The 23,870-nt window shown below is 70.2% G+C and carries 20 protein-coding genes; 15 read left to right on the top strand and 5 right to left on the bottom strand.

What is annotated here, in order from left to right; genetic code table 11:
* Nucleotides 1–120: 120 nt before the first annotated feature.
* Nucleotides 121–1,227, bottom strand: a complete 1,107-nt coding sequence (locus HNR40_RS03155) for a citrate synthase 2 (RefSeq protein ID WP_184958144.1) — start codon at nucleotides 1,225–1,227, stop codon at nucleotides 121–123.
* 154 nt (nucleotides 1,228–1,381) lie between these two features.
* On the opposite strand from HNR40_RS03155, the gene pdxH reads away from it, so the two are divergent.
* The 7 genes from pdxH (at nucleotide 1,382) to HNR40_RS03120 (ending at nucleotide 10,554) form a co-directional block, all read left to right on the top strand.
* On the top strand, nucleotides 1,382–2,023 hold the full coding sequence (gene pdxH / locus HNR40_RS03150) for a pyridoxamine 5'-phosphate oxidase (protein WP_184958142.1): 642 nt from the start codon (nucleotides 1,382–1,384) through the stop codon (nucleotides 2,021–2,023).
* A gap of 10 nt (nucleotides 2,024–2,033) precedes the next feature.
* Nucleotides 2,034–3,275, top strand: coding sequence for an MFS transporter (locus HNR40_RS03145; protein ID WP_184958141.1), 1,242 nt, complete (start codon nucleotides 2,034–2,036; stop codon nucleotides 3,273–3,275).
* Between the two features lie 144 nt (nucleotides 3,276–3,419).
* A complete protein-coding gene (locus HNR40_RS03140; protein ID WP_184958140.1) occupies nucleotides 3,420–4,124 on the top strand; it encodes an iron-dependent transcriptional repressor DtxR in 705 nt (234 codons plus the stop codon).
* 123 nt (nucleotides 4,125–4,247) lie between these two features.
* Complete coding sequence (locus tag HNR40_RS03135) at nucleotides 4,248–6,467, top strand: ATP-binding SpoIIE family protein phosphatase (protein WP_184958139.1); 2,220 nt, start codon at nucleotides 4,248–4,250, stop codon at nucleotides 6,465–6,467.
* 17 nt (nucleotides 6,468–6,484) lie between these two features.
* Nucleotides 6,485–7,255, top strand: coding sequence for an alpha/beta fold hydrolase (locus HNR40_RS03130; RefSeq protein WP_184958138.1), 771 nt, complete (start codon nucleotides 6,485–6,487; stop codon nucleotides 7,253–7,255).
* A gap of 94 nt (nucleotides 7,256–7,349) precedes the next feature.
* Nucleotides 7,350–9,134, top strand: a complete 1,785-nt coding sequence (locus HNR40_RS03125) for a hypothetical protein (RefSeq protein WP_184958137.1) — start codon at nucleotides 7,350–7,352, stop codon at nucleotides 9,132–9,134.
* Complete coding sequence (locus HNR40_RS03120; protein WP_184958136.1) at nucleotides 9,118–10,554, top strand: type 1 periplasmic-binding domain-containing protein; 1,437 nt, start codon at nucleotides 9,118–9,120, stop codon at nucleotides 10,552–10,554. The genes HNR40_RS03125 and HNR40_RS03120 overlap by 17 nt, the downstream gene beginning before the upstream one ends.
* Here HNR40_RS03120 and HNR40_RS03115 read toward each other — a convergent pair.
* Together HNR40_RS03115 and HNR40_RS03110 are read right to left on the bottom strand one after the other, a co-directional pair.
* On the bottom strand, nucleotides 10,520–10,681 hold the full coding sequence (locus HNR40_RS03115; RefSeq protein WP_184958134.1) for a hypothetical protein: 162 nt from the start codon (nucleotides 10,679–10,681) through the stop codon (nucleotides 10,520–10,522). The genes HNR40_RS03120 and HNR40_RS03115 overlap by 35 nt on opposite strands.
* A 26-nt stretch (nucleotides 10,682–10,707) precedes the next feature.
* On the bottom strand, nucleotides 10,708–11,853 hold the full coding sequence (locus tag HNR40_RS03110; protein ID WP_184958132.1) for an acyl-CoA dehydrogenase family protein: 1,146 nt from the start codon (nucleotides 11,851–11,853) through the stop codon (nucleotides 10,708–10,710).
* Nucleotides 11,854–11,966: 113 nt separating this feature from the next.
* Here HNR40_RS03110 and HNR40_RS03105 point away from each other — a divergent pair, with 113 nt between their 5' ends.
* Nucleotides 11,967–14,573 (top strand): AAA family ATPase, encoded by a 2,607-nt coding sequence (locus HNR40_RS03105; protein ID WP_184958131.1) that lies wholly within the window; start codon nucleotides 11,967–11,969, stop codon nucleotides 14,571–14,573.
* Here HNR40_RS03105 and HNR40_RS03100 read toward each other — a convergent pair.
* The gene (locus HNR40_RS03100) at nucleotides 14,570–15,538 is read right to left on the bottom strand and encodes a nuclear transport factor 2 family protein (protein WP_184958130.1); all 969 of its coding nucleotides are present in this window, start codon (nucleotides 15,536–15,538) and stop codon (nucleotides 14,570–14,572) included. The genes HNR40_RS03105 and HNR40_RS03100 overlap by 4 nt on opposite strands.
* A gap of 205 nt (nucleotides 15,539–15,743) precedes the next feature.
* Here HNR40_RS03100 and HNR40_RS03095 point away from each other — a divergent pair, with 205 nt between their 5' ends.
* The 7 genes from HNR40_RS03095 (at nucleotide 15,744) to HNR40_RS03065 (ending at nucleotide 22,813) form a co-directional block, all read left to right on the top strand.
* The gene (locus tag HNR40_RS03095; RefSeq protein ID WP_184958129.1) at nucleotides 15,744–17,078 is read left to right on the top strand and encodes a hypothetical protein; all 1,335 of its coding nucleotides are present in this window, start codon (nucleotides 15,744–15,746) and stop codon (nucleotides 17,076–17,078) included.
* Nucleotides 17,078–17,881: a class F sortase gene (locus tag HNR40_RS03090; protein WP_184958128.1), complete on the top strand. Its 804-nt coding sequence runs from the start codon at nucleotides 17,078–17,080 to the stop codon at nucleotides 17,879–17,881. The genes HNR40_RS03095 and HNR40_RS03090 overlap by 1 nt, the downstream gene beginning before the upstream one ends.
* Nucleotides 17,882–18,012: 131 nt before the next feature.
* The gene (locus HNR40_RS03085; protein ID WP_184958127.1) at nucleotides 18,013–18,915 is read left to right on the top strand and encodes a hypothetical protein; all 903 of its coding nucleotides are present in this window, start codon (nucleotides 18,013–18,015) and stop codon (nucleotides 18,913–18,915) included.
* A 44-nt stretch (nucleotides 18,916–18,959) separates the two neighbouring features.
* A complete protein-coding gene (locus tag HNR40_RS03080) occupies nucleotides 18,960–19,640 on the top strand; it encodes a class F sortase (RefSeq protein WP_246508316.1) in 681 nt (226 codons plus the stop codon).
* Nucleotides 19,641–19,650: 10 nt separating this feature from the next.
* Nucleotides 19,651–20,307: a hypothetical protein gene (locus HNR40_RS03075; protein ID WP_184958126.1), complete on the top strand. Its 657-nt coding sequence runs from the start codon at nucleotides 19,651–19,653 to the stop codon at nucleotides 20,305–20,307.
* Between the two features lie 61 nt (nucleotides 20,308–20,368).
* Complete coding sequence (locus HNR40_RS03070) at nucleotides 20,369–21,514, top strand: acetyl-CoA C-acetyltransferase (RefSeq protein WP_184958125.1); 1,146 nt, start codon at nucleotides 20,369–20,371, stop codon at nucleotides 21,512–21,514.
* Between the two features lie 123 nt (nucleotides 21,515–21,637).
* Nucleotides 21,638–22,813 (top strand): tyrosinase family protein, encoded by a 1,176-nt coding sequence (locus tag HNR40_RS03065; protein WP_221339899.1) that lies wholly within the window; start codon nucleotides 21,638–21,640, stop codon nucleotides 22,811–22,813.
* Nucleotides 22,814–22,916: 103 nt separating this feature from the next.
* On the opposite strand, the gene HNR40_RS03060 is transcribed toward HNR40_RS03065, so the two are convergent.
* On the bottom strand, nucleotides 22,917–23,870 hold the full coding sequence (locus HNR40_RS03060; protein ID WP_312896160.1) for a helix-turn-helix transcriptional regulator: 954 nt from the start codon (nucleotides 23,868–23,870) through the stop codon (nucleotides 22,917–22,919).

Genomic DNA, 23,870 nt, shown 5'->3' with positions numbered 1-23,870 from the left:
GCCCAAGCGTACTGAGCCGCGACGGATGGCTTGGCCCGGGTCCGGGATTTGAGACGTGTCTGAAGTGCCGTGACCTGACGTACGGCTGCCACGCGCCGCGGCAGCCGTACGAAGCAGGCTTCAGATGAGGCCGGCGACCTCGGCGGCTCCGGGCACGTCGCTCAGGGGGCGGGTTGCCGGGCCGGTGTAGTTCGCGCTGGGGCGGACGAGCCTGCCCGTGCGCTTCTGCTCCAGGATGTGCGCGGCCCAACCGGCCGTGCGGGCGCAGGTGAACATGGAGGTGAACATGTGCGAGGGCACCTCGGCGAAGTCGAGGACGACAGCGGCCCAGTACTCCACGTTGGTGGCCAGAACCCGGTCGGGCTTGCGGGCGTGCAGCTCTTCGAGCGCCGCGGTCTCCAGCGCCTGCGCGACCTCGTAGCGGGGCGCGTCGAGCTCCTTGGCGGTACGGCGCAGCACGCGCGCACGCGGGTCCTCGGCGCGGTAGACGCGGTGACCGAAGCCCATGAGGCGGTTGCCCTTGTCCAGCTCGCTCTGGACGTACTTCTTGGCGTCGCCGAGCTGCTCGACGCCTTCGATCATGTGCAGCACGCGGGCGGGGGCGCCACCGTGCAGGGGACCGGACATGGCGCCCACGGCACCGGAGAGCGCGGCGGCCACGTCGGCGCCCGTGGAGGCGATGACGCGGGCGGTGAACGTGGAGGCGTTCATGCCGTGCTCGGCGGCGGAGGTCCAGTAGGCGTCGATGGCCTTGACGTGCTTGGGATCAGGTTCGCCGCGCCAGCGGACCATGAACCGTTCGACGATGGTCTTCGCCTCGTCGACGCGGCTCTGCGGCACCATCGGCAGGCCGAGGCCACGCGCCGACTGCGCCACGAAGGAGAGGGCCATGACGGAGGCGCGGGCGAGGTCGTCGCGTGCCTGCTCGTCGTCGATGTCGAGCAGCGCCTTGAAGCCATAGGCGGGAGCCAGCATGGCCAGGGCGCTCTGTACGTCTACGCGGATGTCACCGGAGTGAACGGGGATCGGGTACGGCTCCGCCGGGGGAAGGCCCGGCTGGAACTTGTTGTCGACCAGCAGGCCCCAAACGTGCCCGAACGGGACACGGCCGACCAGCTCCTCGATGTCGACGCCCCGGTATCGAAGGGCGCCCCCCTCTTTGTCCGGTTCCGCGATCTCGGTCTCGAAGGCTACTACGCCTTCGAGGCCGGGTTTGAAGTCGGACATTCTCGGCCGCCTCCCTTTCTTGATGTCGAGATACCGGCGCGTCAATTTAACCCCCTGCCATCGGGTGCTTCGTCTTCGGGCACGCCGAAACGCAATCACCGCTGGTGGGGGCGGTTGTGTGGGATCGCCACCAAGCGCGCAAGAATACCGTCTCGTGGATGCCACCTCGCTGTCAGGGCTGCGCCGCTCGTACGAAGGCGAGCCCCTGCTCGAAGCCAACGTCGCCGCCGACCCCATCGCCCAGTTCGCCGTCTGGTTCCAGGAGGCGCTCGACGCCGGCCTGCCCGAGCCCAACGCCATGGTCGTCGCCACCGCCTCGGCGGGCGGCCGGCCCAGTGCCCGAACGGTCCTGCTCAAGGGCTACGACGAGGACGGTTTCGTCTTCTTCACCAACTACGAGTCCCGCAAGGGCCGCGACCTGGCCGAGAACCCGCGCGCGTCGCTGCTGTTCCCCTGGCACCCGATCCGCCGCCAGGTCCGGGTCGAGGGCTCCGTCGTACGGCTGTCGCACGAGCGCTCGGCCGAATACTTCAACTCCCGCCCGTACGGCTCCCGCATCGGCGCCTGGGCCTCCAGGCAGTCGGCCGTGGTCCGTTCCAGGGAGGACCTGGACCGGCGCTACGACGAACTGGCCGCCCGCTGGCCGGAGGATCCGCCGGTGCCCGACTTCTGGGGCGGTTATCTGGTGGTGCCCGGCGAGATGGAGTTCTGGCAGGGCCAGCTGGACCGTCTGCACGACCGGCTCCGCTACCGGCGCGCGCACCCCGGCTGGGAGCTGGAGAGACTTGCCCCTTAATGTGCCTTAGGTGGCAATCGGGGATTTGATCAAAAGGTACCTAGTAGACACCCGGCCACTGCAGGTGCCCGCCTACCGGCGGCTTTGGATCGGCCAGACCGTCTCCCACGTCGGCCTGGGCGTGACCGTGGTCGCCGCCAGCCAGCAGGTGTGGGTGCTCACCCACTCATCCCTGTGGGTCGGCTTCCTCAGCCTCGCCAACCTCATCCCCCTCGTCGTCTTCGGTCTGTGGGGCGGCGCCGTCGCCGACGCCATGGACCGGCGAAAGCTGCTGCTGATCGGCTCGCTCATCGCCTGGGCGAGCACCCTGCTCATCCTCCTGCAGGCCCTGCTGGACCTGCGCAACGTCTACCTGCTCCTGGGCCTGATGGCGGTCAACGCGACGGGCTTCGCCATCACCTCGCCCACCAGGGGCGCCATCATCCCGAGGATCCTGCCGCCGGAGCGCGTGCCGGCGGCCAACGCCCTGCAGTCGCTCGTCTTCAGCGTGGGCGCGGTCGCCGGTCCGATGCTCGCCGGGGCGGTGATGGCCGTCTCCGGGTTCGCGGCCGCGTACGCGATCGACGCAGTCTTGTTCAGCGCCGGGCTCTACGCCGCGTTCAAGCTGCCGCCGCTGCCGCCCGTCGGCGAGGTCACCCGGCCGGGCGCGCGGGCCGTCCTGGACGGGCTGCGCTACATCCTGGTCACGCCGGTGCTGCTCATGTCGTTCGTCGTGGACATCATCGCGATGGTGTTCGCGCTGCCCAGGGCCTTGTTCCCCGAGCTGGCCGCCACCCGGTTCGGCGGCTCGGAGCTGGCGCTCGGCTGGCTCAACGCGGCTATGGCGCTCGGGTCGTTCACCGGCGCGCTGTTCTCCGGCTGGGTCGGCCGGGTCAGCAGGCAGGGGCTGGCGCTCGTCCTCGTTATCGCCCTGTGGGGCCTGTCGGTCGCGGCCGCCGGGCTGGCGCAGTCGCTCTGGCTGGTGGTGGTGTTCCTGGCGCTGGGCGGGGCGGCCGACGTGGTGTCGTCGGTGTGGCGGCAGTCGATCCTGCAGCTCTACGCGCCCGACGAGATGCGCGGCAGGCTGCAGGGCGTCTTCATGGTGGTGGTCGCCGGCGGGCCGCGGCTGGGGGACGTGCGCGCCGGGGCCACCGCGACGGTGTTCGGGCTGGCCGGGGCCTGGATCGGCGGCGGGCTCGCGTGCGCTGTGGCGGTGTTGCTGGTGGGGCTGGCGGTGCCGGGGTTCAGGAACTACCGGGCGCAGCGGCGGTGATCGGGAAGGAACCGGGCCGCACTATTGTTCCCGTCCTTTGCCATCGTCGGTCGTTCTCCCAATAGGGTTCCCTTTGACCTCTGTGCCCGCCGCGGACGGGCTCAGTCCCCGCCGGACCGGCGTAGCATCAAGATGGGAGGAGCCTTGACCGCACACGGCCTGATCGACACCACGGAGATGTATCTCCGCACGATCTACGAACTCGAAGAGGAGGGCATCGTCCCTCTTCGCGCCCGCATCGCCGAGCGGCTCCAGCAGAGCGGCCCGACTGTGAGCCAGACCGTCGCCCGTATGGAACGTGACGGCCTGGTGAAAGTCGAAGGCGATCGCCACCTCGCCATGACCGACCTCGGCCGCACCCTGGCCACGCGCGTCATGCGCAAGCACCGTCTCGCCGAGTGTCTGCTGACCCAGGTCATCGGGCTGCCGTGGGAGGAGGTGCACATCGAGGCCTGCCGCTGGGAACACGTCATGTCGGAGTCGGTGGAGAGCCGCCTGGTCACGCTGCTCGACAACCCCACGGTCTGCCCGCACGGCAACCCCATCCCGGGGCTGGCCGAGCTGGGCGCGCACGAAGCGGATGAAGCAGCAGATAAGCCTCTGGAGGCCATGGCCGATCTTGCCGGACCCCGCGATATGGCGGTTGTCGTGCGGCGAATTAGCGAACAAGTGCAAAGCGATCCCGCTGTGATGCTTAAACTCAAGCAAGTTGGGATACAACCCGGACGCGAGGTGACGCTCGCGGCGAGCGACGACGGTGTGCGGGTGACAGGTGACGGAGACGCGAACGGAACTCCCGCGGAACTTCCGCGTGAGGTTGCCGCGCACGTTTTCGTCTCCAGGCGCTGACGCGCGAGCTTCTGCTTGGTTGAATCCCTCAAGGGAGAACCCTCCACTCCCCCCGGCCATGACTGTTGCAGGAGCGCCCGTGGTTCGCTTTTCGCATAAGCCTCCCCGAGGAGTGGTCTCCGGATGAAACGATGGGGGGATCTGTCACCGGACGCGGCTGATCATTTGGCAGCCGGGTCGGTGCTGGATCACGCGGAGATGGCCGTCGTCGTGACGGACAGGTTCAGTAACCTGCTCTACTGGAACCCCTTCGCGGAGAAGTTGTTCGGCCGCCCCGGCAAGTCGTCGAGCAGGGAGACGTCCGTCCTGTCCCTCGGGATCATGGAGAAGGACCACCCGCTGGCGATCGAGCTGGCCAAGCACGTGCTCAAGGGCGGCGTGTGGGAGGGCACCTTCGACGTACGGCGCGGCGACGGCACCATCATCTACGTCCGGGCGCAGGCGGTGCCGCTGCGCCACCCGTCCGGCTCGGTGACCGGCATCGTCATCACCGCCCGCGAGGCCCTGCGCAGCAACGAACGCGAGAAGGACCGCTTCGGCCTGCTGGAGCGCATCGGCGAACGGCTGGCCGGCTCCCTCTACGTCGAGGAGACGCTGAAGCGGGTCGCCGAGATGCTGGTCCCGCAGTTCGCCGACCACTGCTTCATCGAGCTGATGGAGGGCGAGCGCCTGGTGCGCCGCGTCTCCCAGCACGTGCAGGGCTGGACCCCTCCGCCGGGCACCTGGAAGCCGGTCGGCGCGGAGATCCGCTACCCCTCCGGCCACTACGCCGACACCGCGATGCGCCGCCAGGAGACGATCTTGGTCGAGGACTTCGCCACCAGCAGCTTCCCGGCCCCCCACGAGGGCAGCGCCCAGCTGTGCGGCGAGGTCGGCATGACCTCAGCCATCGTCGCCCCGCTGTGCGTGCGCGGGGAGACGCTCGGCCTGATGTACCTCGGGCTGTCCAACCTCACCGACCGCCGCAGCCCCCACTACGACGCCTTCGACCGCGACTTCGTGGGGGCCATCGCCACCCGCGTCGCGCTCGCGATCGACAACGCGCTGCTGTTCGAGGAGGAGCGGCACACCGCCGAGTCCTTCCAGAAGCACCTGCTGCCACGCGCGCTGCCGCAGCTCGACGGCCTGGAGATCGCCGTCCGCTATTATCCGGCGGCCCCGCTGGCCTCCCACGGCCAGGGCATCCAGACCCAGGTGGGCGGCGACTGGTACGACGTGATCCCGCTGTCGGCGGGCCGGGTCGGCATCGTCATCGGCGACGTCGAGGGCCGGGGCGCCAAGGCCGCGGCCATCATGGGCCAGCTTCGCGCCGCGCTGCGCGCCTTCGCCCAGGACGACAAGTCGCCCGCCGACATCCTGGCCAGGCTCGACGAGTGGACCCGCATCATCGCCACCCCCGAGCAGGACGACAACGGCACCGAGGTGAGCATCCCGCCGATCGTCACCTGCCAGTACCTCGTCTACGACGCGTGGTCGCGGCAGCTCTCGTTCGCCAACGCCGGCCATGCGCCGCCGTTGCTGCTGGTCGACGGCCAGTGCCTGGAGATGGACATCGAGGAGGTCGGCCAGCCGCTCGGAGTGCGGGCCAAGAACCTGCACGCCGACCTGGTCTACAAGGAAGAGACCCGCACGTTGCCGCCCGGCGCCGCGCTGCTGCTCTACACCGACGGGCTGGTCGATCGTCGTCCCACCCGCGACGGCCGCGTCCCGACCGACGAGGAGACGCTGGGGATCCTCTGCGAGAAGCTGGCCAAGGCCACCGGCGACGACGTCGAACGGGTCGCCGACGCCGCCACGGTCGCGGTGCCCGGCGAGATCGACGACGACATGGCGATCCTGGTGCTGCGCTCCAGCGACATCGATCTGGACGTCGAGGAACGCACTTTCCCCGCGCAGCCGATCATGGTCGGCGAGGCCCGCCGGATGGCCGCCGAGGCCTTCACCGGCTGGAACGTGCCGGAAGAGCGCGCCGAGCTGGCCTGCCTGCTCGTCTCCGAAGTCGTCACCAACGTGGTGCTGCACGCCGCCACCGCGAGCGTGCCGCGCCGGGAGCTGGTGGTCGAGGGGCCGCCGCTGCCGTTCGAGGAGTCCTGGGACATCCCGTTCGAGGACGAGGTCATGGGCGACAAGGAGTTCACGCTCCGGCTGCGCAGGGGCGAGGAGTCGGTCTGGGTCGAGGTGTTCGACCAGGATCTGCGCCTGCCGCGCATCCGCAGCGCGGGCGAGAACGACGAGGGCGGGCGCGGCCTCTACCTGGTCGACCAGCTCGCCAAGCGGTGGGGCTCGCGCCCGACCAGGGAAGGCAAAGCCGTCTGGTTCGAGATTCCCACGCGCAGCCGCTGAGTGGTTGACTCGTCGGCATGGAGCTGGCCTTCGAACGTCGTGGCACGGGCGCGCCGCTGATCCTCATCCACGGCATCGGGCACCATTGGCAGGCCTGGTTGCCGGTGCTCGACCGGCTCGCCTCCGGCCGCGACGTGATCGCGATCGACCTGCCGGGCTTCGGGGTCTCGCCGGGGTTGCCGGACGGCACGCCGTACACCGCGGAGTCGCTCGCGGACGCGGTGGAGAGCTTCTGCGCGCTGATGGGGGTGCGCGAGCCGCACGTCGCGGGCAACTCGCTCGGGGGCTACATCGCGCTGGAGCTGGCCTCCCGCGGAGTCGTCCGTACGGCTACCGCCCTCTCGCCGGCCGGTTTCTGGTCGCGTTCGGAGCTGGTGTGGTGCCAGACGGCGCTGCGCGCGCTGCGTTCGTCGGCCCGGTCGCTGCCCTATGAGCAGGCGGCCAGGGCGGCGGAGAACCCGCTCGGCCGGGCGGTGTCGGCGGGCCTGCTGGTCGCCCACCCGTCGCGGCTGACGCCGACCGCGCTGATGGCGGCCACCCAGGCGCTGGCCGGGGCGGCCGGGTTCGACGAGACGCTGGAGTCGTTCGCCGGCCTGATGCCGCCGGCTCCGCCCAAGTCGCCGATCACGATCGCGTGGGGTGAGCACGACCGGTTGCTGCCGCGCAGGCAGGCGGTGCGCGCGGCCAAGTGGTCGGGGCAGCGGGTGAAGCTGCTCAAGGGCTGCGGGCATTTGCCGATGAGCGACGACCCCGAGCTGGTGGCCCGCGTCATCCTCGAGTCCAGCTGAAAACAAGCGCGCTTTCCTGACCTGGCTCGTAAACTGTGGGTGATCACTCGAGGACGCACGCCTGACGAGCCGGCAGGACGCGATGGCGCACTTCGTGGACGATTCCTGGCAGCACCTGGTCATGGACGGCTGCCTGCTGCGCGAAGGCGGACAGGAGCTGCCGATCATCGTGCTGCTCGGTCCAGCGGGCACGGGCAAGGGCGCGCTGGTCAGGCACGTCCGCGACCGGGTGGTGACCGAGCCCGCCTCACCCGCCGCCCTGGTGAGCCTGCGCGATCAGGACGACGAGCAGCTCCCGGTGTCGCGGATCGTCGCGCGCGTGGCCCACGGGCTGATGCTGAGCTCCCGCGTGAAGCTGCCCAGGGTCGTGTTCACCCTGCACGTGCTGGCGCTGCGGCCGGGCAGGCGCAGTGACCAGGCGGTGCTGAAAGAGCTCGACGGGCTGGTGGACGGCACGGCGCCGAACCCGCCGGAGTTCCTGGACCCGCTGCGCGAGCTGCTCGGGATGGTGCCGCAGATCGGGCAGTTCCTGGCGGGCGGAGTGTCGCTGCTCCGGCTGGCGCTGCTCCGCAAGCGGATCGCCGTCAGGCTGCTCAACCGCAAGGGCAGGACGTGGCTGACCGCGGAACTGCACGAGGGCAACCTGGTGACGCTGGCCAAGCGAAACCAGCAGGGTGGCGCCGACCTCGCGGAGGATTCTCCCGCGGTGATCCTGTGCAAGGCGCTCGTCGCCGACCTGCGTGAGGAATACACCAAGCCGGGCCGCCATCCGCGCAACTGCCTGCTGATGCTGGAGGGCGCCGAGACCGAGCGCGGCCAGGTGTTCCTCAAGGCGCTCAAGCTCGCCAAGGGCGACGACCCGCTGGTGGTCGTGGCGACCTCGCGATCCTGGGTGCCGGTGGGCGGCGCCTGGGCGCGACCCGGCCTTGGCGCGCCCGACCGGCCGCAACCGCCGACGCTGTCCGAGGCCGCTCACTCCGACTGGCTCGCCCACCGGAGTGCGGACGAGGACCGGTGGTGGTATCCGGTGCGGATGCCGCCACTGCTCACGTCCGGCAGCGAGCGCCGCCACGCCGCCGCGATCGACCGGCTGACCGGCGGATACCGGCAGGCCGCCCTGGAACTGCTCGGCGTGGCCGGGTCCGCGCCCGACGACGACGCCTTCCGCTCGGCCCTGCACCGAAAGGACGTGCTGCGCTGGCCGGAACGGCTGCACCTGCCCAACCTCGGCCACCTGTCCGGCTGGGCGGCCGCGCGGCACGTGGAGGACGCGGAGAACGCGCTCGGCGGCCCGCCGAACCTGCGTGACCTGCTGGGCGACGCGCTCTGGCTGAGGCACGACGGCGAGCTGGGCACGGTCATCCACCCCTGGTTGAAGCGGCTGCTGCTACACCGGCTCAGCGAGGAGCAGTGGGACCGCACGCACGAACTGCTGGAGTCCTTCTGCCACGACCGGGAGGGCGAGGTCTACTACCACGCCCTGGCCCGCGTACGGCCCGGCGACGCCGGAGGGCACCTGGCCCGCGTGACCGCCTGGCTGGACCGGCGGTTCGATGAGCTCGACGCACGACGCGCGCTGCCGGAGTGGATCGCCCAGTTCAACCTGGTGACCACGGCCCCGAGCCGGCTGCCGCTGGATCAGGGTCTGGAGGACCTGCACGACTCGCTGGTGACGGGCGCGGAGGAGGGGCCGGACGACTGGAGGGCCCGGATCAGGACCCTGGTCGTGGACCGCTGGTTCTGGAACGACCCCCTCCTCGACCCCTCGGGACGGCGGCGCGAGGACATCTGGCACGGCCTGATGAACCTGCGCGAGCACTCGAAGGCGAGCAGATCCGTGCTGAAGCGGGAGGCGGACCGGTATGTCGCGCAGGACTGACGGATTGCCGGTCAAGGATTCCTTCCGCCGCGGGCGGCGCCGCCGGCGGATCGCCCTGGGGGCCTCTCTCGTGGTGCTGGCGCTGGTGGCGGCCGTGGTGGCGGTCATCACGTTGCGGAGCGTGCCGCTGACCGACGACCCCACGGCCTTCGGCGACGACCTGACCGAGGTGATGGAGCGCATCCGGCGGGAGAACGCGGAGGTCGAGAGGAAGCATCCGGACGCGCACGTCACGATCGTCGCGCTGCTGCCCATGTCGGGCGAGGTGTCGGAGATCTCGATGTCGCGCCAGACCATCCGGCACGGGTTGCAGGGCATCTATCTGGCCCAGCTCTGGCGTAACCGGCTGGAGCAGGCGCCGCCGTACATCAGGGTGCTGGTGGGGAGCAACGGGCCGGGCGACTGGGCGGCGACCTTCGCCGACCTCGAACGGCGGGCGGCGGGTGAGCGCATCGTGGCCGTGACCGGGCTGGGCGCGAGCACGGAGAGCACCCGCAGGTCGGTCGCCGACCTGAGCGAGCGCTACTACGGGATGTCGGCGGCGGTGATCACCTCCGACGAGTTCGGGCCGTTCAAGGGCCTGGCCAGGGTCGCGCCGCTCAACAGCGACCAGGCCAAGGCGGTGCTGCGGCTGGCCAGGCACATCAACCCGAAGCTCAGGGCGACCGTGGTCAAGGACAGGAACCGGGACGACAGCTACAGCAAGACGCTCGGCGACCACTTCACCCGGGAGCTGACGGACAAGGAGGTCGAGGAGACGCTCACGTTCGACGCGGGGGCGGGCTCGCCGGGGACGGTGCTGGGGCTCAACGCGGAGCGCATCTGCACCTCGGAGGCCAACACGGTCCTGTACGCGGGGCGCGCGGACCATCTGCCGGCGCTGATGGCGGGGCTGAGCCGGCACGCGGAGTGCGCCGACCGCGGCATCACGGTGATCAGCGGTGACGACGTGGCCGAGCTGGCCCGGCCGGTCAAGCAGCCGATGTGGGGTGACCAGGCGATCCGGCTCTTCTTCACCGCGCTGGCGCACTCCGAGGGAGTCACGCAGACGGGCGGGCCGGTCATCGCGGACATGAAGAAACGCTTCGACGATGTCACCCCGAACGCCTACAACGTCCTCTACCCGAAGGAGCCGCTGGACGACGGCATGGCCATCGTGCACCACGACGCCATGTACCTGGCGATCAGGGCGGTGGAGAAGTTCGCCGGGGAACTGCCGACCGGGCGCGACATCGCCAGCGTGCTGACCAGCGGCACGCTGACCGTGGCCGGCGCCAGCGGGCCGTTCACGATCGGCGACGGCGGCGACCCGGTGGGCAAGAACATCCCGGTGCTGCAGCTCGGGCCCGACGGCAGCGCGACGTTCTACCAGTGGGCGCAGACGGCTAGCGCATCGTCTGTCCCCAGACCAGGAGCATGACGAGGATGAAGACCAGCATGATGCCGAGGTAGCCGACGGGGCCCAGGCGTAAGGCCCGCCGGACACGGTTGAGACCCCAGGCGAACAGCAACGCCAGGAAAACCAGGAGGATCAGACCGCCGTCCATAGGGCCAGTATGGCCAATTTTTCGGTCTAAAAGCCGAAAGAGCGGCCGATGATCTCCTTCATGATTTCGGTGGTTCCGCCGTAGATCGTCTGCACCCGGCTGTCCAGCCACGCCTTGGCCACCGGGTACTCCATCATGTAGCCGTAACCGCCGTGCAACTGCAGGCAGCGGTCGATGACCTTGTTCTGCAGCTCGGTCGTCCACCACTTGGCCTTGGCCGCGTCGACGACCGACAGCTCCTTCTTGTTGAGCGCCACCACGCACTTGTCCACGTAGTGGCGGGCGATCTCGACCTCGGTGGCCAGCTCGGCCAGCACGAACCGGGTGTTCTGGAACTTGCCGATGTTGCGGCCGAACGCCTGCCGGTTCTTGCAGTATTCGATCGTCATCTCCAGTACGGCTTCCGCCGCTCCCACCGCCACCACCGCGATCGACAGGCGCTCCTGCGGCAGGTTGTTCATCAGCTGGAAGAAGCCCTCGCCCTCGTTCGGGCCCAGCCGGTTGGAGACCGGCACCCGGACGTTGTCGAAGAACAGCTCGGCGGTGTCCTGCGCCTTGAGCCCGACCTTCTCCAGGTTGCGGCCGCGGCTGAAGCCGTCCATGCCGCGTTCGACGACGAGCAGCGTGGTGCCGCGCGCGCCCTCGTCCGGGTCGGTCTTGGCGACGATCACGACCAGGTCGGAGTTGATGCCGTTGGTGATGAACGTCTTCTGGCCGTTGACGACGTAGTGGTCGCCGTCGCGGATCGCGGTCGTGCGGATGCCCTGCAGGTCGCTGCCGGCGCCCGGCTCGGTCATGGCGATCGCGGTGATCAGCTCGCCGCTGACGAAGCCGGGCAGCCAGCGCTGCTTCTGCTCCTCGTTGGTCAGCTCGACCAGGTAGGGCGCCACGACGTCGTTGTGCAGGCCCCAGCCGAGGCCGGACGCGCCGGTCCTGATGATCTCCTCGGTGATGATCGCGTTGTAGCGGAAGTCGGTGATGCCGGCGCCGCCGTACTCCTCGGGGACGGCGAAGCCGAACATGCCGATCTCCCCGGCCTTCTTCCAGACCTCCCGGGGGACGATGCCGTCCTTCTCCCACTGGTCGTGGTGGGGGAGGACCTCGCGGGTCATGAACTCGCGGACGGTCTCCTGGAAGAGCAGGTGCTCGTCGTCGAAGAGGTCTCGCTGCATCTGTTCGCCTCCAACTCGGATGGATGGGCAACAGAATACGATTCTGTTACTCGGAGGTATACCCGCTTTCCCACCGTACGGGGCGGCAATGGCCCCCCGGTAGATTCATCCGCATGTTGCATGGTCGGGGGGATGAGCAGACGGCCGTCGAGCGACTGCTGGACGCGGCCCGCGCCGGTGACAGCGGGATTCTGGTGATCCGAGGGGAGCCCGGGGCCGGCAAGTCCGCCCTCCTGCGGCATGCCGCCGAGCGGGCCGGCGACCTGCGGACCCTGCGCGGGGCCGGGGTGGAGTCCGAGGCCGAGCTGCCGTTCGCCGCACTCCACCTGCTGTTGCGCGGCGAGCTCGGCCGCCTGGACGCGCTGCCCGAAGCTCAGGCCGAGGCGCTGCGGGGTGCGCTGGGGCTCGGCGCGCTCGCCCCCGAGAACCGTTTCCTCGTCGGGCTGGCCGTGCTCAGCCTGCTCGCCGAGATCGCCGGGGACGGCTCGCTGCTCTGCGTCGTCGACGACGCGCAGTGGGTCGACCAGGCTTCACTCGACGCGCTCGTCTTCGCCGCCCGGCGGCTCGACGCCGAGGGCATCGCGCTGATCTTCGCCACCCGGGACGCCGCCGAGCCCGCCGGGCTGCCCGAACTCGTGCTGCGCGGCGTCGACCGCGCCGCCGCCACGGCGCTCCTGCCCGCCGACCTCGCCCCCGCCGTGCGCGAGCGCATCCTCGACGAGGCCGACGGCAACCCGCTGGCCCTGCTCGAACTGCCCGCCGTCCTCACCCCCGAGCAGCGGGCCGGGCGGCTGGCCCCCTACACCAAGATCCCGGTCACCAGCCGGGTGCGGCAGGCGTTCCTCGGACAGATCACCGCGCTGCCGGAGGCCGCCCAGCTCGTGCTGGCCGTGCTCGCCGCCGACGACACCGGCTCGCTGGGCGTGGTGTTGCGCGCCTGTGAGGAGTTCGGGGTTGGGGTCGGGGATCTGGAGAGCGCGCGGCGGGCCCGGCTGGTCGAGGTCGCCGGGCAGGAGGTGAGCTTCCGTCATCCGCTGATCCGGCCCACGGCGTATCAGAACGTGCCGCTGACGACGGCGCTGGCCGTACACCGGGCTCTGGCGGGTGCGCTCGACGGGCGCGAGCACGCCGACCGGCGGGCGTGGCACCTCGCCGCCGCGACTGCCGCGCCCGACGAGGACGTGGCCGCCGAACTGGTGCGGGTCGCCGAGCGCGCGCAGACGCGCGCGGGTTATGCCGCCATGGCCGCCGCCTACGAGCGCGCCGCCGAGCTCACTCCCGACCCCGACCTCCGTTCGGTACGGCTGGCCGCCGCGGCCGTGGCCGCCAGCGACGGCGGCCGGTTCGAGCACGCCGCCCGGCTGGCCGACCGGGCCAGCGACATCGGCGACCCGCTCGCGCTGGCCCACCTGCTCCAGGTACGCGCGCACGTGCACGTGGACAAGGGCGCCTACGCCGAAGCGGCCCGGGTGATCGTCGAGGGAGCCGGGCCGATCGCGCTGCTCGCCCCCGAACGTGCCGCTTACCTCTACCTGGAGGCGATCCGGTGCGCGTGGTTCGGCGCCGCGGCCGGGCCGGCGCTGCGGGCCGCGGAGCTGATGCCGCCGGTGGACGTGCCGCTGGTGGGCGGGGCGCTCGGGCTGGCGGAGATGATGGGCGGGGAGGCGCCGAAGGCGGTGGCGTCCATGGGCCGCCTGCTCACCGATCCCGATATTTCAGGACTGGGGATCCCGGGGCGGCTCTTCCTCGCCCATGTGGCGCTGGCGTCCGGACGGCCCTCGCTGGCCGACGAGGTCGCCGCGCGGGCCGTCGCCGACTGCCGGGCGCGGGGGATGGACGGCTGGCTGATCGTCGGGCTGGCCGCGCGGATGCAGGCCCTGGCCTGTCTCGGGCGTTATCAGGACATGATCGAGGCGCGGGAGGACGGCACGCCGCTGGTCGGCGACCCCGCGCTGCTGGACGGGCCGCTCGCGTTCGCCCACGCCGAGCTCGGGGACGAGGAACGCGGGCGGGGCGGTGGTGGAGCCTTGGGGGCGTGGGCTCTGGGTCGGCTGGAGCTGGCGCTCGGCCGGCCGGAGGCGGCGCTGAAGGCGATGGAACCGGTGGCCGGTGCGGCTTATGCGCCGTTCTCGCTCTTCATGTTGCCGGACCGGGTCGAGGCCGCGCTCCGGGTCCGGGACACGTCGGCGGCCGAGGCGCTGGCGGGACGGTACGCGGAGTGGGCCGAAGCCGTGGGGCTGCCGTCCGCGCTGGCCGTCGCCGCCCGGTGCGCCGCGCTGGTCGCCGATGACGAGGAGCGGTTCGCGCTGGCCGTACAGCTGCATGAGGGGGGTGAGCAGCCGCAGGAGGAGGCGCGCACGCGGCTGCTCTACGGCGAGTGGCTGCGGCGGGCACGCCGGCGGGCGGAGGCGCGCACGCAGCTACGAGCGGCTTTGGCCACTTTCGACCGGCTGGGGATGAGCCTGTGGGCCGAGCGGGCGCGGGCCGAACTGCGGCTCACCGGCGATGTCCCCGCCGCGCCGCGTCGCGCCGACGATCCGCTGAGCGTCCTGACCGCCCAAGAGCGCCAGGTGGTACGGCTGGCCGCCACCGGCGCCTCCAACCGGGACATCGCCGCCCAGCTTTACCTGAGCCCCCGAACGGTCGGATACCACCTGTACAAGGCCTATCCGAAGCTGGGGATCGCCGCCAGGTCGGAGCTGGCGGCGCTGGTCGGCTAGGGCCTGAGCAGGCCGTAGAGGGAGTTGATCTTGGCCTGGTCGGCGATGAGCGGGAGCTGGTCGAAGCTGAGCTGCCAGTCCGTCGTGACGCCCCATCGGTCGTCGAGCCGTTCGATGATGCCGAAGCTCATCTTCTGGCCGTGCTTGGGGGTGACCGTGCCGTACCACTCCACGTACGTGGAATCGCCCGCTCTGACCGCCTGGCCGGGCTGGAGCTGGAGTTCGCCGACCTGGGCGAAGAACGCGTTCAGGTAGGCCAGCTTGCCCTGGGCCGTCCTGAGCGCGCGGCCCTCCAGTCCGGTGCCCTTGAGCGGCGCGCCGGTGAGCGGGGCGAGGAGGGCGGCTGCGTCCTTGCGGTTCCATGCCTGGCCGCGGGCGACGAGCGCGTCCGGGCTGATGGCGGGCCTGCGGCCGGACTCGGCCTGGCCGGTGTCGGCCACGGCGCCGAACAGGTTGCGGACGGCGGGGTCGAGCTTGGTGAACCACGTATACCGGTCGTAGTAGCGGCGGCCCTGGACCACCTTGCCGTCGTCGGCGATCAGGACGCGGTAGACGGCCGGGTAGGAGATCGTGTGGCCCTTGATCGTGACCTCGTTGGCCGCCTCGAACATCACCGCGGGGCCGTCCACGCCGATGCGGGTGCCGTGGAAGCGGAAGTCGGGGGCGAGGGTGAGCGTCCCGGTGATCGCCCTTTCGATCTCCGCCAGTCCCTTGGTCGGGGGGAGTTCGGCGGCGGCCGGCTCCCAGAGGGTGGCGTCCTTGTCCCAGATGTCCAGATAAAGCGGGACGCGCGATAGGGCGTCGGGCGCCTCCTTGCCGAACGCGACCTGCCGCTTGATGAAGCTGCAGGCGTTGGGAGAGACCCAGCCGGTGGCCTGGTCACAGACGCTGGTCTGGGCTTGGGCCGGTGCGCTCAGCAGCCCCACCGCCAGCATCGCTCCGGCCAGCATCGCCGTCTTCTTCATCGCCGTCTCCCTAAGTCGTTGCGCTGGGCCGTTCGCCCGTCGCTTGATCGAAATTACGGAGATCGGCGGAGGCCGGAATCTGTCATCGTGACGGTAGTGACACGGCTTCATTACAAGTCCTGCCCGGCACCACATATCGCCGCGTTGGCGGGCGTTCCGCCCCTAAGATCTACCGTTGGTATGCCTGGGTGATCGGAGTGACCCCGTGAGTCAGTGGCGCAAGGCAGTGGTTGCCTCTTCGGTCGGGTTAGCCGCGTCCGCGGCCTTCGTGGTCGGGCTGTCCGCGCCCAGCCAGGCCGACACGCTCGTGGCGACCTACCGGTGCACCGGTGGAGTGGCCGGTTCGATTCCGGTCGAGCTCGAAGCGGGCATCACCCCTAAGATCAACTCCGCGGGTCAGCTCGAGGTGGGCTGGTCACTCAAGTACCTGGGCGATCGCCGGTTCGGCTCCCCGGGCTACTTCGCCAAGGGCTCGCTGCTCAACCTGGAAGGCGTCGTCGACATCACCGGCGCCTGGGACGGCCAGCTCCGGCCCAAGGGCGGCAAGGAACAGGCCGCGCTCGTCCCCGGCGATCAGCTGGTCGTGCCGGAAGGCCTCTCCGACGCCGGCTCGGTGCAGCGCCCGGGGAAGGTCAGGGTCGTGCCGGGCGCGCTCGTGGTCAGGTTCACGCCCGCGCAGGGCGAGGTGATGGTCAACAACAACCGGCCGGCGATCGAGTACACCGGCGGCTGGTCGCGCATTTCCACCGAGGAAGAGTTCGGCGACCACCTCAACGACCTGCACACCACCACCGCGGTGAACGAGGTGGCGAAGCTGGCGTTCACCGGCACCCAGGTCGAGTACATCGGCCGCCGCGAACGGGACCTCAGCCCCATCCAGATCCGCGTCGACGGCCAGCCGATCACCGACCCGCTCGTCGAGCCCGGCAAGGACGTCAACGGCACCCCGATGACCGGCACCAAGGCCAAAGAGGTCCTCTGGAAGTCACCGGAGATGGCCTACAAGCAGCACACCATCGAGGTCGAGAACACCGCCGCCGGCCGTGCCTACCTCGACGCCTTCAAGGTGATCACCGGCGCGCTGCCGTCGCCGCCCAAACACCACGAGGCGACCTGCGCCCTCGTGAGCGGCGGAGGGGGCATCGACGTGGTCGTCCCGGGCGCCCCGAGCAGCCCGCCCCCGACCACGCCCACACCGACCAGCACCCCCACCGGCACGAACAGCCCCACCAACACCCCGACGACCACGCCGCCGAACAACAACGGCGACAACCGGGACCCGTGGCACGTCGGCGTGGTGCCCGGCGCCGTGAACACCGCGACGACCCGCGCCTCCGCCACACCGACCACGACCCGCTTCATCAAGGCCCAGGTGGTCAAGACCCCCAAGGGCGGGGTGGACACCGGTGAAGCGCCTGCGGAGGCGACGGGCGGGCCGTACGGGCTGATCGCGGGTGGTTCGGCCCTGCTGCTGGTCAGCGCGACGGGCGGCTTGCTGGTACGGCGGCGCCGCGCCGAGCACGCCGGAGGAGCGAAGTGATGAGTGAGCAGAAGAAAGCCATGAACCGGGCACTACCGGGTCTGCTGGTCGCCGGCTCACTGGCCGGAGTGGTCGCGGTGACGGTAGGCGTCCTCCAACTGGCCCCGAGGGTGGAAGGCGGCCCCAGCGGCGTCCTGGCCGGAGCCGCAGAACCCCGCCAGGCCGAGAACGGCGAGCAGCCGACCCCGATCGAGATCCAGAACGCCGGCGCCTTCATGCTCTCCCCGACCGTGGGCCCGGGCGGCAAGGACGTCCCGCTGACCCCGGCCAAGCTGGAGGCCCCGCCGCCGCTGGCCGCCGTCCCGACCGTGGCCCCGATTCCCCCAGCGAAGAAAGCGGCGAAGAAGGCCCGCCCAACACGCATCAAGATCCCCAAAATCAAGGTGAACGCCCCCATCGCCGGCGTAACCCTGGATGCGAAGGGCGCCCTGGGCGTCCCACCCCTGACGAAGCCGAACCTGACCGGCTGGTACCGCAACAGCCCCATCCCCGGCGGCATCGGCCCGTCGATCATCAACGGCCACGTCAACACCCGCAAGGGCCCCGCGGTCTTCAACCGCCTGGCAGAGCTGTCGAAGGGCGACCCGATCTACGTGTACCGCTCGGACGGCAAGGTCACCCGCTTCACGGTGAGCGGCATCGAGCAGGTCAGCAAGTCCACGTTCCCCACGAACCGCGTATACGGCAACACCACGGACGCCCAGCTTCGGTTGGTCACCTGCGGCGGCGTGTACAACAAGTCCGCCCATCACTACGCGGACAACGTCATCGTGTATGCCACCCTGTCCAAGAAGAAGGGTTGACCAACGCTTGGGTCCGGTTTTCAGGTTTACAGGAGATTTACAGGGTCAGTTCGTACGATCTCAACCTAACCGTGACCAATCGCTGGAATCCTGGTACGCCTGTTGAACCTGCGCTGAAACGGAGATAGACAGTGCTGACGTCCAAGGCGCGGCGCCGCCTCGCCATCAAGACATCCGCCATAGCCGTTCTCGGTGCAGGAATCTTCGTGGGCGTTCCCGCCCTGGCCAGTTCGATGGTGCCCAAGCCCGTCACCTACATGTGCAAGAACGTGTTGAACGCTGCCGCGCAGCCAACCGAGGTCAAGTTCCAGATGGACCTGGCCGGCCCATTGACCGCGGTGTCGCCCAGCGCGACGGCGGTGGTCACCTGGAAGATGACACTGCCCACTCCGTCGTTGCCGGCTCCGTCCGCGATCGCCGCGACCGAGCGTGTCGTCGTAGACGCCGATGTCGTCGTCACTGGGACGCCCAATCCCCTTCCGACCGAGACCCGCACTGTAGGGGCGTCGAGCACGCCCGGTGCTGTGGCGTCGGGTGCGCCGATGCCGTTGCCGACCATCCTGGTGTCGCTCACTCCGACCGCTCGGGGAACCATGGCGGTGATCCCTCAGGACTTCGCGCTGCTGGTCGGGCCGACCAGCGCCGCCGGGTCCGAGCTGGACTGGTACACCTGTGACATCGCGCCGGGGAAGGAGGCCGAGGCCACGGCGGCCGCGGCCCTGGTAACTGTCGCGACCGGCACGCCCACCTCGACCAACACCTCGACGGGCTCAACCACGCCGACTCCGACGTCCACTCCCACCACCACGCCCACTACCCCCAAGCCCACCAAGACCACGACGAAGTTCGTCACCGAGACGCCCAAGGACAACAACGGGAAGGTCACCAAGACTCCCAAGGCTGGGGCGGACACCGGTGGTGGTGGGGACATGGGGCCTGATGGGCGGATGTTCATTCTTACTGGGTCTCTGCTCATCTTGGCCGCGGGTGCCGGTGGGTTGATGATCCGGCGGCGCGGGCTCAATCGGGGCTGAGGGTGGCCGGGCAGGGTTCTCAGGGTGGCGGGTTGCGGATCACGTTGATCCTGGCGGCCATCGCCGGAGTGGTGACGGTCGTGGCCGGGCTGTTGATCGTCGCGGGGTCGCCGCAGGAGTACGGGCTGGCCCGGGACAGTCTTGATCTTGGGGCGCAGCCGGATGGGAAGAACACGGGGGCGCCGCAGCAGGCGTTGTTCAAGGCCGAGCCCACGGTGCCGCCGCCGCTTCCGCCGATCAATCCGGCGCCGGCCATGTTGCCGTCCACGCCCAAGAGGATTGTGATCAAGCGGCTGGGGATCAACGCGCCCATCTCGTCTATCGGACTCGATAAACGGGGGGCCATCCAGGTTCCGGCGATCGACAATCCGAACCTGGTGGGCTGGTACCGGCATGGGCCGACCGCGGGTGAGGCGGGGCCGTCGGTGATGCTGGGGCACAAGGACACGCGGCGCGGCACCGCCGTGTTCAGCCGCTTGTACGAGATCCGCAACGGCGACACCATCGAGGTCAAGCGGCAGGATGGCGTGACGGCGGTGTTCACCGTGGGCGGTGTGGAGCAGGCGGCCAAGACGACCTTCCCCACCCAGCGCGTCTACGGCGACCAGGGCGACAACGCCCAGCTCCACCTGATCACCTGTGGCGGCTTCTACAACCGCAACATCGGTCACTACACCGACAACATCATCGTCTACGCGACAATGACGAGCTCCTACAGAAGCTGAGGACACGCGCATGGGCTGGATGGCGAAGCGGCGACTGCGTACTGGCCCTACGGCGGCGGTGTCCGCCAAGCCGGATCCGGCCGAGCTGCTGCGGATCGTGCAACTGGCCGACCCGGACGCCCGTGCGGACGGCGGCGACATTCTGGCCGCGGACACGAGGATCCACGCCGCGGTCGAGGCGGAGCCTGAGCTCGTGGGCGGGGAGCTGGAGACGGTCTGGGCGCTGCGGGTGGCCGCTGAAGGGCCGTTGCCTTTCGACTACTTCGATCGCTACCTGGCCGAGGGGATCGCGTTCCGGCTGGGTGGGCTGGCGGTGTGCCGCGGTGAGGTGAGCGATCCGTCCGACGAGGACGTGCAGCGCGGCGCCGCGGTCATCCTCCCGGTACGGCCGGCCGACGAGGAACTGGCCGAGCTGCTCGAAGCCGAGCCCGGTGAGGACGACGCCTTCGAGGGCGCCGGGTTCCGCGCGGTGGTGGTGCCCCTGAAGACGCGGCCGCCGGCCGTACGGGATCTGCTGCCTTTCGCGACGGAGCTGACCGCGGTGGAGCTGCGCGGCGACGACCTGGAGAAGGTCGGCGCGCTGGCGCTGTCGCTGGCGGAGGGGCTGCAGGGCATCGCGGTGGACCGGTGGTGCTTCCGTATCGACGCCCCAGGGGACCTCCTGTAGAGCATCGTTCTGTTGTAGTCTGCCCAGTAACCGAATATTGCTCGGTTTCATGGAGGGCACTGTGGCAGAGGCGTACATCGTCGGGGCGGTCCGGACCCCGGTCGGCAAGAAGAAGGGCGGGCTTTCCACCGTCCACCCCACTGACCTGGCCGCGCAGACGCTGAAGGCGCTCATCGACCGCACCGGCGTCGACCCAGCCGCGGTCGAGGACGTCATCATGGGCTGCGTCATGCAGTTCGGCCCGCAGAGCATGGACATCGCGCGCAACGCCTGGCTCAGCGCGGGACTGCCGGAGACCACGGCCGGTGTCACGATCGACCGGCAGTGCGGCTCCTCGCAGCAGTCGATCCACTTCGCCGCGCAGGGTGTCCTGTCCGGCACCCAGGACCTCGTGGTCGCCGCCGGTGTGGAGTCGATGAGCGTCGTGCCGATGGGCTCGTCGATCACGGCGGCGTTGGAGAAGGGCATGCCGTTCCCCTTCGGCGAGATGTGGGTCGAGCGGTACGGCAAGCAGGAGATCTCCCAGTTCCGCGGCGCGGAGCTGATGTGCCAGAAGTGGGGTTTCACCCGCGAGCAGCTGGAGCAGTTCGCCTACGAGTCGCACCAGCGCGCGGCCAAGGCCATCGCCAACGGCCACTTCAAGGACCAGATCGTCCCGGTCAACGGCGTGCACGACGACGAGGGCCCCCGCCCCGACTCGACGCTGGAGAAGATGGCGGGCCTGAAGACGCTGAAGGAGGACGGCGTGATCACCGCCGCCACCTCCTCGCAGATCTCCGACGGTTCCGGCGCGCTGCTCATCGCCTCGGAGCAGGCGGTCAGGGACCATGGTCTGACCCCGCGCGCCCGTATCCACCAACTCGCGCTGACCGGTGACGACCCGGTGTACATGCTGACCGCGCCGATCCCGGCCACTCAGAAGGCGTTGAAGAAGGCGGGCATGTCGATCGACCAGATCGACGTCACCGAGATCAACGAGGCGTTCGCGCCGGTCCCGCTGGCGTGGATCAAGGAGTTGGGCGCCGACCCGGCCACCGTCAACCCGAACGGCGGCGCCATCGCCCTGGGCCACCCGCTGGGCGGCACCGGCGCGATCCTGATGACCAAGCTGCTGCACGAGCTGGAGCGCACCGGCGGCCGGTACGGCCTGCAGACGATGTGCGAGGGCGGCGGCCAGGCCAACGTCACGATCATCGAGCGCCTGTAGAGCACCGCGGGACGCCGCCCCGGGGCACCGACCCGGGGCGGCGAACTCCTGGAATGATCTTGCGCATACTCAGCCCAGTTCTAGAGGGATCTCCGGGTAGCAAGATCGCGAAGGAGGTGCCTCATGTTCGGTGCGAGCAGGCGGCAGGTATTGATGGCGATGGGGGCGGTGCCGTTCCTGGCCGGTCCGCCCATCGACGGGTGTGTCGAGCTCACCCACAAGGGCCGCAAGATCAAGATCTGCCCGTCGGGGCACGAGATGCACGGCCTGCTCAGCAGGTCGGTGTTCGTCGACGGCGTCGCGCTGGAGTTGATGGAGCAGGGCGGCCGGTTCATCAGCGAGCTCAACATGTACTCCGGCCACCGCACGCTCAAGGGCGCGGCGCTTGAGGCGGTCGAGCTGCTGCGCGGCGCCAAGCTGGTCGACCGGCCGCCGGCGCCGAAGGTGAAGCTGGAACAGCCCGATTCCGGCGGCCGCCGCCGGGCGACCCGACTGCGCAAGAACGCCGCCGCGCTGAGCTCCGCCGAGAAGTCCGCGCTGGTGGACGCCTTCCTGCGGCTCAAGCGCAGCGGCGCCTACGACTACTTCGTCGACCTGCACCGCCGGGCCTTCGGCGAGCACGGCTGGAACGCCCACATGCACGCCGGCTTCCTGCCCTGGCACCGGGCGATGCTGGCGCACTTCGAGACGCAGCTGGGGGTGGCGCTGCCGTACTGGGACTGGACGGTGCAGCAGAGCGCCGGGGCGGCGCCGTTCACCCCGGACTTCCTCGGCGGCAACGGACGTCCGGGGGACCAGCAGGTGATGGAGGGGCCGTTCGCCTTCCGCAACGGGCAGTGGCCGCTCAACGTCCGCGAGGACAACAGGGAGTTCCTGCGCAGGGAGTTCGGCGCCGGGGCCGACCGGCCGTCCGGGGCCGGGCTGGTCGGCCAGGCGCTGGCCACCTCGCTTTACGACCAGGCGCCGTACGACTCCTCGGCGAGCGGCGGCTTCCGCAACCTCGTCGAGGGCTGGCCGGGCGGCCCGGTCATGCACAACCGGGCCCACGTGTGGATGGGCGGCAGCATGCTGCCCGCCTCGGCGCCGAACGACCCGGCGTTCTTCCTCAACCACTGCTTCGTGGACAAGCTCTGGGCCGACTGGCAGGCCAGGCACGGCTCGGTCGCCCACTTCCTGCCGGCCGAGCTGATCGACGTGCCGGTGGAACCGTTCGCAAGCGAGGTCGGCTGGACGATCACGCCGCGCCAGCTCCTCGACCACAGCCAGTGGTACACCTACGACGGCGCCCCGGCCCTGTGACAAGCAGGACCGGGGCGCCGGCGGTGTTCGCGCCCATGGCGTGGAGGCGCTTCAACTACCCATCCAGGTAGTGGCTCTTGGTGCTCCGACAGTAGGGGAGCGATCATTGAGGGCGCAACGGGTTATCGGCCGACGCCCGGAGTCTCTCTCCCAGCGTGCGGATGTGGTCGACGAGTTCGGGCGGCTCGTGCGTCTCGAAGCGGAAGCCGAGCAGCCCCACCCACAGCGCCAGTTCGTCCAGCGAGTCCGAGCCGGTGCTGACCATGCAGGTGTGCTCGTCGATCGGCTCGATCGCGCCTGAGGTCGCGGTCATGCGCTCGCTCACGGCGCTGGCGGGTCCGTGGACGGTGAAGCGGCCCTGGTAGCGGTAGGGGGCGCTGGCGATCCGCCGCGAGGTGTAGCCGGCCAGGTCGTCGGCGGGCAGGGGGCGGGGCTGGAAGCGCGGGCCGTTCGGGCTGAGCAGGGTGAGCCGGTCGACGCGGTAGGTGCGCCAGTCGCGCCGCTCGACGTCCCATCCGACCAGGTACCAGCGCCGTCCCGAGTGCACCAGCCGGTACGGCTCCGCCGTACGCCTGCTCGGTGTGCCGTCGTGCGCGCGGTAGTCGAACCGCAGGCATTCCCGCGCCCACGCGGCGGCCGCGATCGCGGACAGCACGCCGGGATCCACCGCCGGACCGCCCAGCGGCATCGGCACCGTCACCGTCTTGAGCGCGTCGACCCGATGCCGCAGGTGGGAGGGCAGCACCTGCTCCAGCTTGGCCAGCGCCCGCACGCAGACCTCCTCCAGCCCGGCCACGGTGCCCCCGGCGCCGGTACGCAGCCCGATCGCCACCGCGACCGCCTCGTCGTCGTCGAGCAGCAGCGGCGGCAGCCGCGACCCGGCCCCCAGCCGGTACCCCGGCGCGCCCGCGGTGGCGTTGACCGGGTAACCGAGCTCGCGCAGCCGGTCCACGTCGCGCCGGACGGTACGCATGGACACGCCGAGCCGCTCGGCCAGCTCGGCCCCCGACCAGTCCCGGTGGGTCTGCAGGAGACCCAGCAAAGAAAGCAGCCTCAC

Origin of the sequence: Nonomuraea endophytica (genome assembly GCF_014203235.1) — a bacterium.
In the GTDB taxonomy this organism is placed as follows: Bacteria; Actinomycetota; Actinomycetes; order Streptosporangiales; family Streptosporangiaceae; genus Nonomuraea; species Nonomuraea endophytica.
The sequence above is the reverse complement of the archived record's forward strand: the minus strand, read 5'-3'. Positions and strand labels throughout refer to the sequence as shown.

Bases quoted from the DNA above. Each gene is read 5' to 3' on its own strand.
- HNR40_RS03155 (WP_184958144.1), bottom strand. From the start codon at position 1,227: ATGTCCGACTTCAAACCCGGCCTCGAAGGCGTAGTAGCCTTCGAGACC.
- HNR40_RS03135 (WP_184958139.1), top strand. From the start codon at position 4,248: ATGAAACGATGGGGGGATCTGTCACCGGACGCGGCTGATCATTTGGCA.
- HNR40_RS03130 (WP_184958138.1), top strand. From the start codon at position 6,485: ATGGAGCTGGCCTTCGAACGTCGTGGCACGGGCGCGCCGCTGATCCTC.
- HNR40_RS03120 (WP_184958136.1), top strand. From the start codon at position 9,118: ATGTCGCGCAGGACTGACGGATTGCCGGTCAAGGATTCCTTCCGCCGC.
- HNR40_RS03115 (WP_184958134.1), bottom strand. From the start codon at position 10,681: ATGGACGGCGGTCTGATCCTCCTGGTTTTCCTGGCGTTGCTGTTCGCC.
- HNR40_RS03110 (WP_184958132.1), bottom strand. From the start codon at position 11,853: ATGCAGCGAGACCTCTTCGACGACGAGCACCTGCTCTTCCAGGAGACC.
- HNR40_RS03105 (WP_184958131.1), top strand. From the start codon at position 11,967: ATGTTGCATGGTCGGGGGGATGAGCAGACGGCCGTCGAGCGACTGCTG.
- HNR40_RS03100 (WP_184958130.1), bottom strand. From the start codon at position 15,538: ATGAAGAAGACGGCGATGCTGGCCGGAGCGATGCTGGCGGTGGGGCTG.
- HNR40_RS03090 (WP_184958128.1), top strand. From the start codon at position 17,078: ATGAGTGAGCAGAAGAAAGCCATGAACCGGGCACTACCGGGTCTGCTG.
- HNR40_RS03075 (WP_184958126.1), top strand. From the start codon at position 19,651: ATGGGCTGGATGGCGAAGCGGCGACTGCGTACTGGCCCTACGGCGGCG.
- HNR40_RS03065 (WP_221339899.1), top strand. From the start codon at position 21,638: ATGTTCGGTGCGAGCAGGCGGCAGGTATTGATGGCGATGGGGGCGGTG.